7 protein-coding genes are annotated in these 13682 nt (G+C 57.6%); 6 read left to right on the top strand and 1 reads right to left on the bottom strand.

Features of this window, described 5'->3' with window-relative positions:
• The first annotated feature begins 11 nt into the window (after window positions 1-11).
• From NSQ46_RS20615 to NSQ46_RS20595, 5 genes are read left to right on the top strand one after another with little or no spacing between them, the layout of a single operon-like run.
• Window positions 12-2309 carry a glycoside hydrolase family 3 N-terminal domain-containing protein gene (locus tag NSQ46_RS20615; protein WP_028406159.1) on the top strand — a complete coding sequence of 766 codons (2298 nt, stop codon included), beginning with the start codon at window positions 12-14 and terminating at the stop codon, window positions 2307-2309.
• Window positions 2310-2314: 5 nt separating this feature from the next.
• Window positions 2315-5533: an alpha-mannosidase gene (locus tag NSQ46_RS20610; RefSeq protein ID WP_342574537.1), complete on the top strand. Its 3219-nt coding sequence runs from the start codon at window positions 2315-2317 to the stop codon at window positions 5531-5533.
• A gap of 38 nt (window positions 5534-5571) precedes the next feature.
• The gene (locus tag NSQ46_RS20605) at window positions 5572-6891 is read left to right on the top strand and encodes a glycoside hydrolase family 125 protein (protein ID WP_007129522.1); all 1320 of its coding nucleotides are present in this window, start codon (window positions 5572-5574) and stop codon (window positions 6889-6891) included.
• On the top strand, window positions 6888-10025 hold the full coding sequence (locus NSQ46_RS20600; RefSeq protein WP_342574535.1) for an alpha-amylase family protein: 3138 nt from the start codon (window positions 6888-6890) through the stop codon (window positions 10023-10025). The genes NSQ46_RS20605 and NSQ46_RS20600 overlap by 4 nt, the downstream gene beginning before the upstream one ends.
• 23 nt (window positions 10026-10048) lie before the next feature.
• The gene (locus NSQ46_RS20595; RefSeq protein ID WP_342574533.1) at window positions 10049-12787 is read left to right on the top strand and encodes an alpha-mannosidase; all 2739 of its coding nucleotides are present in this window, start codon (window positions 10049-10051) and stop codon (window positions 12785-12787) included.
• Window positions 12788-13001: 214 nt separating this feature from the next.
• Here NSQ46_RS20595 and NSQ46_RS20590 read toward each other — a convergent pair whose 3' ends face one another.
• Window positions 13002-13163 (bottom strand): hypothetical protein, encoded by a 162-nt coding sequence (locus NSQ46_RS20590; RefSeq protein ID WP_007129525.1) that lies wholly within the window; start codon window positions 13161-13163, stop codon window positions 13002-13004.
• A 113-nt stretch (window positions 13164-13276) separates the two neighbouring features.
• On the opposite strand from NSQ46_RS20590, the gene NSQ46_RS20585 reads away from it, so the two are divergent.
• Window positions 13277-13660, top strand: a complete 384-nt coding sequence (locus NSQ46_RS20585; RefSeq protein ID WP_342574531.1) for a VOC family protein — start codon at window positions 13277-13279, stop codon at window positions 13658-13660.
• Window positions 13661-13682 lie beyond the last annotated feature (22 nt).

Below are 13682 nucleotides of genomic sequence, written 5' to 3'. Positions count from 1 at the left end.
GAGGAGATAAGATGAGTTATAAAGATCCCAGCAAGCCTATTGCCCAGCGGGTAGAGCATCTACTAAGCCTTATGACGGTGAAGGAAAAGGTCGGTCAGCTGGTCCAGCCCTTCGGCTGGAAAACGTATGAGTCGAAGGATGGCAAGATCACGCTGGCCGAGTCGTTCAAGGAGCAGGTGAAGGAAGGGGGCGTCGGTTCCTTATACGGCACGCTGCGTGCCGACCCATGGACCGGCGTCACGCTGGATACGGGCCTGTCCCCGCGTGAAGGAGCAGAGGCTGTGAACGAAATCCAGCGCTATGCGGTCGAGCATTCCCGGCTCGGCATTCCGATCCTGATCGGGGAGGAATGCTCGCATGGGCATATGGCGATCGGGGCGACGGTATTCCCTGTTCCGCTGTCGCTCGGCAGCACGTGGAACACCGAGCTGTATCGCGAGATGTGCCGCGCCGTAGCGCTTGAAACGCGCAGCCAGGGTGGGGCGGTGACGTACTCGCCGGTGCTTGACGTCGTGCGTGATCCGAGATGGGGACGTACGGAGGAGTGCTTCGGCGAAGATCCGTATCTGATCGGGGAATTCGCTGCCGCATCGGTTGAAGGGCTGCAGGGCGAATCTCTTGACGGAGAGGCCAGCGTGGCAGCCACCCTGAAACATTTCGTCGGCTACGGAAGCTCGGAAGGCGGCAGAAATGCCGGCCCTGTCCATATGGGAACGCGCGAGCTGATGGAAGTGGACATGTATCCGTTCAAGAAGGCCGTTGAAGCTGGCGCTGCCTCCATCATGCCGGCTTATAACGAAATTGACGGCGTTCCTTGCACCGTGAACGAGGAGCTGCTGGATGGCGTGCTCCGCAAGGAGTGGGGCTTCGACGGCATGGTCATTACGGACTGCGGCGCGATCAATATGCTGGCTGCGGGACATGATACGGCCGAGGATGGCATGGACGCGGCCGTTTCGGCGATATCGGCCGGCATCGATATGGAGATGTCCGGCGAGATGTTCGGCATGTATCTTGAGCGTGCGGTCCAAGAGAAGCGGCTGGACGTTTCGGTGCTGGATGAGGCTGTGCGACGGGTATTGACGCTGAAGTTCAAGCTTGGCTTGTTCGAAAATCCTTATGCTGACCCGGCGCGGGCGGAGCAGGTGATCGGCTGCTCCCGTCACCGGGAGATGGCCAGACAGCTCGCGGCCGAAGGAATCGTGCTGCTTAAGAATGAAGGCAGCACGCTGCCGCTCTCCAAAGAAGACGGCGTTATTGCCGTCATCGGACCGAATGCCGACCAGGGCTATAATCAGCTCGGGGATTACACCTCGCCTCAGCCTCCGTCCCGCGTCGTAACGGTGCTGGAGGGCATCCGCGCGAAGCTTGGAGGGGACAAAGGGCGCGTGCTGTATGCGCCCGGCTGCCGGATCAACGGGGATTCCCGCGAAGGCTTCGAGCTGGCGCTTTCCTGCGCCGGGCAGGCCGATACGGTTGTATTGGTGCTCGGGGGCTCAAGTGCCCGCGATTTCGGCGAAGGCACCATCGATCTGCGGACAGGTGCCTCCAAGGTTACAGGCAATGACTGGAGCGATATGGACTGCGGGGAAGGCATCGACCGGATGACGCTCCAGCTGTCCGGCGTCCAGCTGGAGCTGGCCCGGGAGATCCACAAGCTTGGGAAGCGTCTGGTTGTCGTTTACATCAACGGGCGGCCGATTGCCGAGCCGTGGATCGACCGGCATGCAGATGCCATTCTGGAGGCTTGGTATCCGGGGCAGGAAGGCGGCCACGCGGTCGCGGACATTCTGTTCGGGGACGTGAATCCGTCCGGAAAGCTCACGATTTCGATTCCGAAGCATGTCGGGCAGCTTCCCGTGTACTATAACGGCAAGCGGTCCCGCGGCAAGCGATACCTTGAGGAGGATTCACAGCCGCAATACCCGTTCGGTTACGGACTCAGCTATACGGAGTTCCGGTATTCCGATCTTCAGGTGACCCCGCAAGCGATAAAAACGGGCGAAACCGCGGTCGTCACGGTGAATGTGGAGAACAGCGGCAGCGTAGCCGGAGCCGAAGTCGTGCAGCTATACATTAATGATGCGGCAAGCCGATTTACAAGACCGGCCAAGGAGCTCAAGGGCTTCCGTAAAATATACCTTGAACCCGGAGAGAAACAGCGAATCGAATTTACTGTCGGCCCCGAGCAGCTTCAGTATATCGGGCAAAACTATCAACCCGTCGTTGAGCCCGGCTTGTTCCGGGTCATGGTCGGAAGGCATGTGAACGACACGCTCAGCGCGGATTTGACCGTGCAGGAGGACTGATGCCCATGGAGAGAATCAGACGGTTTATTCGCGAATTGTCGGAGCGGCAATGGCTGGAATCCGTTTCGTTGAGAGATTGGAGCATTACCCGGTCCACCTACGTGGTGCCGGGGGTGTACGAGAATTCGGCGCCTTACACGGAAGGCGAAGACTTCGATCGGTTTCCGAGCAAGCAGGGAACGACATATTTCTTCCGCCGCAGACTGGAGCTGCCGAAGGAGTGGCTGGAGGAAGCGGGAACGGTAGGGCTTATATTCGAGTCCGGCGGTGAGGGCCTGCTGCGCGTAAATGGAGCGTCTTATCAAGGCCTGGATCGCAACCATACCTTGGTCACCCTTGATCCCCAGCGGACGGGCACCCGGATGGAGCTCGAAATCGAGCTGTACGATCCGATTCCGGAGCCGGTTGACCCGCTGAATCAGCAGGCGGTTATTCAGCCGCCGATTACGCGCGTGTCAAGCCAGCTCGTGAAGGTGAACCGGCCGGTCCAAAGCTTGATGTACACCGTTACCATCGTGAGAGATTCGCTCAGGCTGCTGCCGGAGTCCGATATGCGGCGCATCCGGCTTATGGAAGCGCTGCATGCGTCCATGGACGCCTTCGTCAGCATGGATGAAGGCTCAATCCGGGAAGGTGCCGCGGTAACCGAGCTGGAGCAGGAGCTTGTCCGGAGGGTCAAGCTCATCGGAGGGAACAGTGAGGGCACCGAGCATATGGTCGGACAGTCGCACATCGACATCGCCTGGCTGTGGCCGGTCCGCGAAACGGTGCGTAAGACGAGCCGGACCTTCTCGACGGTCGATGCGCTTATGAACGAATATCCGGAGTATCGTTACGCCCAGAGCCAGCCGCTGCTCTATCAGTTCCTGAAGGATCATGATCCCGAGCTGTACGAGCGGGTGAAGGCCAGAATTAAGGAAGGACGCTGGGAGCTTGTCGGCGGAATGTGGGTCGAGCCCGATCTCAACATTCCGAGCGGGGAGTCGCTGATGCGGCAGATGCTGTACGGCCAGCTCTTTTACCAGGAGGAGTTCGGCAGACGCTCGCATATCGAATGGCTCCCGGACACGTTCGGTTACTGCGCCTCCTTGCCTCAGATTTTGAAGCATGGCGGCATCCGTTACTTCATGACAACGAAGCTCGGCTGGAATGATACGAACGTTTTCCCGTATGACCTGTTCCACTGGGTCGGCATTGACGGAACGCCGATGCTGTCCTATCTGAATCACGGCGTGAACGAGAACACGCTGCCGAAGGACGTGCACGATCATTGGCAGTCCTACCGGCAGAAGGCCGTTCATCCCGAGCAGATGCTGCTCTACGGGCATGGCGACGGCGGAGGCGGCGTAACCCGCGAGATGCTGGAGAACATTCAGCGAGCCGACCTGATGGTCGGGCAGCCTGCCAGCAAGTACAGCACGGCAGCGGAATTTTTCGATGGTATCGAAGAGCGGCAGCCGAAGCTCCCGAAATGGCGGGGAGATCTGTATCTTGAGCTCCATCGCGGTACGTACACGACGCATGCCCGCAACAAGCGGCATAACCGCAAAGCCGAAATCCTGTACCGGGAGGCGGAGCTGTGGGGCACCATGGCATTCCCTGCACTGAATTCAGGCGAGCGCAAGGGCATGCTCCGCTCGCTGCATGAAGGCTGGAAGCTGATTCTGCTTAACCAGTTCCACGATATTATTCCGGGGTCGGCGATAACGGAATCGTATGTCACGTCGGAGAAGGAATACAAAGAGGTATTCAAGCTCGGACAGACAAGCCTTCATACAGCTGTGAAGGCGGTAGCGGAACAGATCAATACTGATGGGGAAGGCATCCCTTATGTTGTATTTAACGGGCTCGGATGGACCCGGGATGCCGTCATATCCTTACAGGAGGATGAGGCGTTTGCCGGACTTGCACCGCATGATGCGGACGGAACGCCGCTTCTGTACGATATGATCCCCGGGGAGTCGGATGCAGAACCGAAGAGCATGCATGTTTACGTTCCCGCCATTCCGGGCTTTGGATACACAACGATTTGGCTCAAGGCTACCGGCGCTAACGGATCCGGCGAAGGCTCGAATGATGACTTGATCAATGGACGGAACGATGATCGGAACGACAAGCCGAACGATGGACCGGATGGTGGAGATGCGGGTTCGGCGCTTGCAATAGCGCAGATTCAGCTTGGCGATGTTTGGGAGACGAAATATTACCGGATCAGGTTCAATGACCGCGGCGAAATTACGAGTCTGTGGGACAAGGAAGCGCAGCGTGAAATCGTAAAGCCGGGCGAGTCGGCGAACCGCTTCCATTTCTTCCATGACCGTCCGACGCTGTGGGATGCGTGGGATATCGATACCCGCTATGAAGATCAGCCGGCCGGCGACGCCGAACTGATCGGAAAGCAGCTGGCGCATCAAGGTGACGTTCAGGACGTGCTGCGCTTTAGCTGGCGCATCCATGAATCTGTCATCACGCAGGACATGATCCTGTATCACCATGACAAGCGAATCGATTTTCAGACGCATGTCAGCTGGAACGAATCGCACAAGCTGCTGAAGGTCAGCTTTCCGATCGACGTCGTGGCCGACAAGGCGACCTATGAAATCCCGTTCGGCACGATCGAACGCCCGACCCACCGGAATACGAGCTGGGAACAGGCTCAATATGAGGTGTGCGGCCACCGGTTTGCGGACGTATCCGAGCATGGATACGGCGTCAGCTTGATCAATGACTGCAAGTACGGCTATGACATCCAGGACAGCACCATTCGGCTGTCGCTCCTAAGAGCACCGAAATGGCCGGATCAGACGGCCGATCTGGGCGAGCATGTATTCACTTATTCGCTCTATCCGCATGAAGGAGATTGGAGACAAGCAGGAGTTGTACGCAAGGCTGCCGAACTGAATCACGAGCTCCCTTGCTTGAAGACGAGTCCGAAGAAAGGCACCCTTGCGCCGGTTCATTCATGGATCGAGCTGGAAAGCGTGCATGTCGTGCTGGATACGGTTAAGCCGGCAGAGGACGGCAGCGGTTATATTCTGCGTCTCTACGAATCAGCCGGAGGCCGGGAGGAAGTGAGGCTTGGATGGCCTCACGCTTATGAAGCGGCGTACCTTTCCAATGCGCTTGAAGAGGAGCTTGAACCGATCGTTTGCGAAGCCGGCAGCTTGAAGCTTGAATTTAAGCCGTACGAGATCCGAACGATCAAATTAAGAACTATGAACTAGGAACGACACATTACTGAACAAGAAGGAGCCAGAACAACATGGAACAATTCAGACTCCCCAAAATCCCGATGCCTGCACTCGAGCTGCCGGCATCAATCCAGGCCGTGCTAGAGGAAGCAGAGGAGAAGCTGGCGCACCGTCCGAAGCTGCTGCGCCTCTTCAAGAACTGCTTTCCGAACACGCTGGAGACGACCACGAAGCTGATGGACGACGGCACGACCTTCGTCATCACTGGCGATATCCCTGCGATGTGGCTGCGCGATTCGGTGGAGCAGGTCGTCCACTATATCCCGTTTGCGAAGGAAGATCCGCAGCTCCAGCGTATATTGAGCGGGTTGATCAAACGTCATTTTCAATATATTCATATCGATCCTTACGCGAATGCTTTTAATGAGTCGGCCAACGACTGGCATTGGAACACGACGGACGTAACCGACATGTCGCCATGGGTGTGGGAACGGAAATTCGAGATCGACTCGCTTTGCTTCTCCGTCCGCCTGGCCTATCTGTATTGGAAAGAAACGGGACTTACGGACGTGTTCGACGCGAACTTTAAATCCGCAATGCTGAAAATCGTGGAGCTGTTCAAAACCGAGCAGCGCCATTTCGAAAAGTCGCCGTACCGGTTTACCCGCAACAACGGCATCCCGACGGATTCTCTTCGCAATGATGGTCTAGGCATGCCAGTCAATTATACGGGCATGATCTGGTCCGGCTTCCGCTCCAGCGATGACGCATGCGATTTCCACTACAATATTCCGGGCAATATGTTCGCGGTCGTTGCCCTGCGCCAAATGCAGGAGTTCGCCGAGTGGGTGTTCCGGGATATGGCGCTCCTGGACGAGCTGAAGCGCCTTGAAGCCGACGTTGACCACGGCATTCAGCTGTACGGGATTTACCGTCATCCGGAGTTTGGGCCGATCTACGCCTACGAAACCGACGGATTCGGCAATTACTGCCTCATGGACGATGCGGGAACGCCGGGCTTGATGTCAATTCCGTATCTTGGATACGTTACGGCGGATGATCCGATCTATCAGAACACCCGCCGGTTCGCGCTTAGCAAAGAAAACCCGTTCTATTACGAGGGCACCGCGGCCAAAGGCATCGGCAGTCCGCATACGCCGCCGGGCTATATTTGGCATATGGCATTATCGATGCAGGGGCTGACGGCACAGACCGCCGAAGAGAAGCTGGAGATGATCGCGCTTCTTGAAGCGACGGATGCCGATACGGGCTTCATGCACGAAGGGTTCCATGCCGATAATCCGTCCGAATTCACCAGATCATGGTTCGCCTGGTCCAACAGCCTCTTCTCGCAGCTGGTCTATCAGGCGATGAAGGCGGGGATTCTATGAGCGGGCGTCTGATCGTATTGTATGATCCGGCATTTCCGGCGGCGGAAGCCGCCGGGCTGCCGGCTTCTGCAGCAAGTCTGGAATCGTTTGGCCTCGTGTGCCGTGCCGATGAGCTTGCGGAAGCGTTGTCTGCAGCGGGACCGGGGGCAAGCCTGGTCAACCTGCACGCTCCGTATTTTCCGAAATCCGCATGGCGCTCCATCCTGGATTTCCTTCGGAACGGAGGCGGTCTCGTAAGCATCGGGGGCGCGCCTTTCAAGCGCCCGGTACGTTTCGAGGACGGCCGCTGGATAATCGAGCATGAGCAGACGGCCTATCATCAGCAGCTGCATATCCATGAAGCGCTGCCGGTCGATTGCGGGCGCGTGGACCGTTTGGAAGCCAGCGACGAGATTCCCTTGATGGAGAACAGCCGGGAGCTGCTGCAGGTAGCGGATACATGGAACCTGGTTCCGCACGTAACCAAGAGCAGCGACCTTCCGCATCAAATGGGTTCGGCAGGCCCGATGGACACCCGCATTTATGCGCTGCTTAAGGGAATGACGGCCGAGGGCCGCGATGTCGCCGCTCCTGCGGTGCTGTGGGAGCATGTAGGCGGCCCGTACGCCGGCGGCCGCTGGCTTCTGGTGAACCAGCCCCTCTCCCCTCGCTTCTGGGAAGAGGGCGGGGGAGAGGAGGTACGTCGGTGGGCTGCATTCACGGCTGCCGGCGTGACGGAGCTGTGGATCAAACCGAACTACGCTTCGTATGAAGCCGGCGAGCGCGCCGTCCTTACACTGCAGACGCAGAGACTGGGACGCGCTCTGCCTATCGCCGAGCCGCAGGATTGGACATTCCGCATTACGGTGACCCATGAGCAGGATGAAGCATTGCGCTGGACCCGGGATCATCAAGCAGGCGTTAACGGTCAGTTCCATGTGGAGCGGATTTCGGTTCCGCTTGATATCAAGCCGGGCGCTTATCGCGTCGTATGTGAAGCCCAAGGTCCGGACGGTGAGGTTCGCAGGCTGAAACAGGGCTTCTGGGGAGCGGATGCGGAGCTGCTTCAGGCAGGAACGCCGGTCAGCTGCAACCGGGATTATTTTATCAAGGACGGACGTCCGCTGCCTGTGGTGGGCATGACCTACATGACCTCCGATGTGGCGCGGAAATTCCTGTTCCTACCGAATACCGACGTCTGGGACCGGGATATGGCGCAGATGAGCAAGGCCGGCATTAACTGGATTCGCACGGGCATCTGGACGGCCTACCGGAACGTGATGCAGGTCGACGGACATGCATCCGAAGAGGTGCTGCGCTCGATCGACGCATTTTTGATGACGGCGAAAAAGCATGATTTGCAGGTGACCTTCACCTTCTTCTCCTTTACGCCGGAGACATGGGAAGGCACCAATCCTTATTTGGATCCGCGCAGCGTTGAAGCGCAGAAACGGTTTATCCGCTCGATTGTGTCAAGACATAAGAATACGAAGAACGTGGACTGGGACTTGATCAACGAGCCGTCCATGTTCGATCCTCCGCGCATCTTCTCGGATGGGCCGCGTTCCGCGCGGGATTCCTATGAGCGGCAGGCCTTTGCCGAATGGCTGAAGGAGCGTCACGGCTCGATCGATCGGCTTCAGGAGCGTTGGAATATGACGCCTGAGCAGCTTCCTTCATTCGAAGCGGCGGCTGTGCCGGAGCCCGAGGAGATCAACTTCGATGTGCAGGATATGCACCAAGGCAAGAAGGGCACGCGCTGGCTCGATTATGTGCTGTTCTCCATGGAGATGCACAACCGCTGGGCCAAGAAGCTGTATTTGACGATCAAGGATGTATGCCCGAACCATATGGTGACCGTGGGGCAGGACGAGGCCCTCGGCGCGCAGCGGCCGTCCCCGTTCTTCTATGCGGAAGCGGTGGATTACACCACGGTGCATTCCTGGTGGCTGAACGATTATTTGATTTGGGACGGCATTTTTGCCAAAACGCCGGATAAGCCCAATCTGATTCAGGAAACGGGCATTATGTATGTTGAAACCCCTGACGGCCGGGCGAAGCGGAGCGAAGCCGAGCTGCGGAACCTGCTTGAGCGTAAATACGCATACGCATTCTCCACGGGAGGTGCGGGGGCGATCCACTGGATCTGGAATACGAACTTCTATATGGATAATGCGAATGAATCCCATATCGGGGCGCTGCGCGCTGACGGCACGGAGAAGCCGGAGGCGGACGTCTCCTATGACTTCGGAGCGTTCATGGCCGGAATCCGGGATCTGTTTACCGGCCGGAAGCTGGAGGAGACCGCCGTGGTATTCCCGTACTCGAACGATTTCTCGAACCGCAAGCTGGCCTTCGAGGCAACGACCAAGGCGACGCGGGCACTGGCTTATGAGCTGAACGCGCCGTTCCGCGCCGTCGGCGAATACGATCTTAGCTCCCTGCGGGATCAGCCGGTGAAGCTGATCATTCTGCCAAGCGCCCATAATGTGGACGACCAGGCTTTCGACGAGCTGATCGACATCGTTAAAAGTACGGGTGCAACGCTTCTGGTAACCGGTCCGATCGGGCTGGACGCATATTGGCATCCCGTGAACCGTCTAGCCGACGAGCTCGGTGTACGTGAGCTGGCTAACGTCCGCCGCGAGGAAAGCGTCCGCATCGGCGATCGGCTGATGGCCGTATCCTACGGCCACCGAAAGATTGCCGAGCTGGCGAAGGAAGTGCCGGCCGCAGGCATTGCGGGCAGCACTTCAGGTTCGGCTGCCGGATATCCGGTGCAGGAAGTGAAGCTCGGACAGGGACAACTCCTCTGGTGTCCGCTGCCGGTAGAACTGAATGACCGAACCGATACGCTCGTTGCGCTGTACCGATATGCGCTGGAGCTGTCCGGTCCGGATACGGGACTGGTATGGAAGCAGGGCGGCGAGTGGTCCGGCGTTTATGGCCGGAAGCTATCGTTTGATAAAGGTGCGCTCTTCGTATTCGGATCGGAGCAGTCGTGGGACGCTCCGGTTGAAGTGATGGATCCGGCTACCGGACGCAGCTATTCGTTTACGCTTGAGGCGGATCGTTCGGTATTGTTCGCGGTCGATGCAGCCGGCGCGCTGCTGGCAGTCTATCGGGAACGTGAAGTTGAAATTACCGTATCCTAGCGGTAACAAGGGGGACGCGAGAGATGGAACAATCGAGAAAAGCACATATCATTTCACATACGCACTGGGATCGAGAGTGGTATCTGCCGTATGAGAAGCATCATGTCCGGCTGATTCAGCTGATGGACAGCCTGCTGGAGACGATGGAGAAGGATTCCGAGTACCGCAGCTTCTTCCTTGACGGCCAGACCATCATCATCGAGGACTATCTGCAGGTTAGACCCGAGAAGAAGGAGCAGCTGCTGAAGCTGATCGCGGACGGCCGCATCATCATCGGCCCGTGGTATATTCTGCAGGATGCGTTCCTGACAAGCAGCGAAGCCAACGTGCGGAACATGCAGATCGGGCACCAGGATGCGGAACGCTACGGCTCGGCGGCTAAAATCGGCTATTTCCCGGATACGTTCGGGCTGACGGGACAAATCCCGCAGCTGATGCGTCAATCCGGGATCGACAATGCCTTTTTCGGACGCGGCGTGAAGCCGACGGGCTTCAATAACACCGTCTCCGACGGCGGCTATGAGTCGTCGTTCTCCGAATTAATGTGGGAGAGCCCGGACGGCTCCAAGGTGCTGGGCATTCTGTTCGCGAACTGGTACAGCAACGGAAACGAGGTTCCCGTGGATGAAGAGGAAGCCCGCAAATTCTGGGACCGCAAGCTGGCAGATGCCGAGAAATATGCATCGACACCGGAGCTGCTATACATGAACGGGTGCGACCATCAGCCGATCCAGCGCGATCTTGCGGAAGCGATCCGCACGGCAAGAAAGCTGTATCCGGACACGGAGTTCATCCATTCGAACTTCGACGATTATTTGAAGGCATTGCGGGACAAGCTGCCTGAGGATTTGTCCTCCGTGAAGGGCGAGCTGCGCAGCCAGCGGACGGACGGCTGGGGCACCCTGGTCAACACTGCCTCGGCGCGCGTCTACCTGAAGCAGATGAACCAGCGAGGGCAGACTTTGCTTGAGAAGGTTGCGGAGCCGCTTGCATCCCATGCAAGCCTGCTCGGCCTGGAGTACCCGCACCACCTGTTCACGTATGCCTGGAAGACGCTGATGCAGAATCATCCGCATGACAGCATCTGCGGCTGCAGCGTGGACGAGGTTCACCGCGAAATGGTGACGCGCTTTGAGAAGAGCCGTCACGTGGCGGAATCGATCGTAGCGGACAGCGTGCGCGTGATTGCGGATTCGGTGGATACATCGGCTTTCACGCAGTATGGCGAGGATGCACTGCCGCTGGTCGTATGGAATACGACCGGCTGGAGCCGCAGCGGCACGGTTACGGTCGAGCTTGATGCGAAGCGTCTCTATTTCCGCGAAGGCTTTACGCTGGAAGAAACGAGCCGCCGGATGAAGGAACTGGACCTGTCGGGCCGCGTACTCGTTAATGACAAGGGCGAGGCATTGCCTTGCACGGTGGAGGATCTCGGCGTGCAGTTCGGCTACGATTTGCCGGACGACCGGTTCCGTCAGCCGTACATGGCGCGCAGGGTCAGATTGACCTTCGAGGCAAGTGAAGTGCCAGCTGTCGGCTTCGCTACGTACGCTTGGGTCAAGTGCGGTGCAGCCGCTCCGGAGGGAGCTTCGCTGATCAGCGGAGAGAACGTATTGGAGAACGCATGGCTGAAGGTTGAAATTGCTGCAGACGGATCCTTTACCTTGACCAATAAAAAGGGCGGACAGGTGTACCGCGACCTCGGCGTTTATGAGGATACCGGGGACATCGGCAACGAATACATGTACAAACAGCCGAACGGCGAAGCAGCGCTTACGACGAAAGGTCTTCCTGCGCAGATCCGGGTGGTAGAGGATACGCCGTACCGGGCTGCCATCGAGATTGTGCATGACTGGGAAGTCCCGGCATCGGCGGACAGCAGATTGGAAGCGGAGCAGATCGAGCTTGTATACTACCCGCAGCGCAAGGCACAGCGGGTCACCGAGACGGTTCCGATGAAGATCCGTACCGTCGTTGCTCTGAACAAGAGCGGCCGCGGGGTTGAAATTGAGGCCACCCTCGATAACCGGGCGAAGGATCATCGCGTGCGCGCCTTGTTCCCGACCGATCTAGAGACGAAGACCCATTTGGTCGACTCGATGTTCGAGGTTGCCGAGCGCAGCAATGTGCCGGCAGAGGAGTGGACCAATCCGAGCAATACGGCCCACCAGCAGGCATTTGTCGATGTAAGCACTTCGGAGGCCGGACTTACCGTGGCGAATCAGGGCTTGAATGAATACGAGGTGCTGCGCGACGGGCGCAACACGATTGCGGTGACGCTGCTTCGTTCCGTAGGCGAGCTTGGCGACTGGGGCTACTTCCCTACGCCGGAAGCCCAGTGCATCGGCGAATTCACCGTTCGCATGGAGGTCATCCCGCATCAGGGCGATGGCATCGGCCCCGGCGCCTACGCCGAAGCATACCAGTTCCAGGTGCCTTGGACGGCCGCACAGACCAGCATTCATGAAGGATCGATTCCGACGACGTACGCGCCGCTCGGCTGGAGCCGCAGCGACCGGGAGCTGGCCTTCTCTTCGATGAAGATCAGCGAACGGACGGGCGACCTGATGCTGCGCTGGTTCAACATGGCCGGTACGCAAGCAGAGCTCGGGCTGCAATCCGAACTGGCTTGCGAAGGCGTCTATAAGAGTACGATTCTGGAGGATGAGGGCGATGTTCAAGCCTTCAGCGCAGACAGAAGCTATTCCATGACGGTCAAACCTTATGAAATCGTCACTTTGGGCATAAAGACCGCCCGCTAAGCAAGAAACTCATCGTTGAGCATGAAGCGATGCGTTGTCAAGGGCAAGGCCCGGCTGCGAATGCAGGAGCTCGGGCTTTGCCGCATATGAATAAAGGAGCTGTCCCTATCCGGGTTTCGTAAAACCTGGCTTAGGGGCAGCTCCTTATTCGTTAAACGGGACGGATTTTTCAAAAGCTCTTATGGTTCAGCTCGTCTCTTAGGACAAAATAAGCCTACTGCTGTTCGCTGCCGTCCTGCTTTTTCTCGTAGGCGATCAGCGTAATCTCCTTGCCGGTGAGCTCCGCAATTTTCGTTTCCGCATCTTCAATCGCCTTCAAGGTGCCTTCGTTTCCGTTTAACGCAGCGATTTTATATTCATTCGTGTGAATATCCATCTACTCGCTCCTCCTCTGTAATTCCTTTGCGGGTCATTAACGTTATATAAGTTTTCCTGTACAATGAACAATCATACAATCAAATGCACAATTGCAAGGAGGGGATATCATTCATGATTCAATTCGAGCGAATTCATCATGTCAGCTTGGCGGTCAGGGATTTGGACAAGGCAAGGGCATTCTACTCGGATATCCTGAAGTTCCGGGAAATCCCGCGTCCGCCGTTTCAATCGAAGGGAATATGGTATGAGGTTGGCGATCAGCAGCTGCATTTGCTGGAGCATCCGATCAGCGATACGCTGCGGGAGCGGGGGATGGATACGACGGACGGCCATTTTTCCATCTGGGTGAAGAGCTATAGCGAAACCAAGGCGTGGCTTGATCGGATGGGCGTTGAATATGTGGCTAGCCCTGATAGCGTAGCAGGTTTTGCCCAGATCTTCGTATTGGACCCGGACCGGAACATCATCGAATTCGGAGCTGAATACGGCTCCTAGGCACCAGCCTGGAATGCGAAGC

The sequence above is a fragment of the Paenibacillus sp. FSL M8-0142 genome, assembly GCF_038597315.1.
Taxonomy (GTDB): domain Bacteria; phylum Bacillota; class Bacilli; order Paenibacillales; family Paenibacillaceae; genus Paenibacillus_AQ; species Paenibacillus_AQ lactis.
This window is presented reverse-complemented; position numbering and strand designations above follow the sequence as displayed.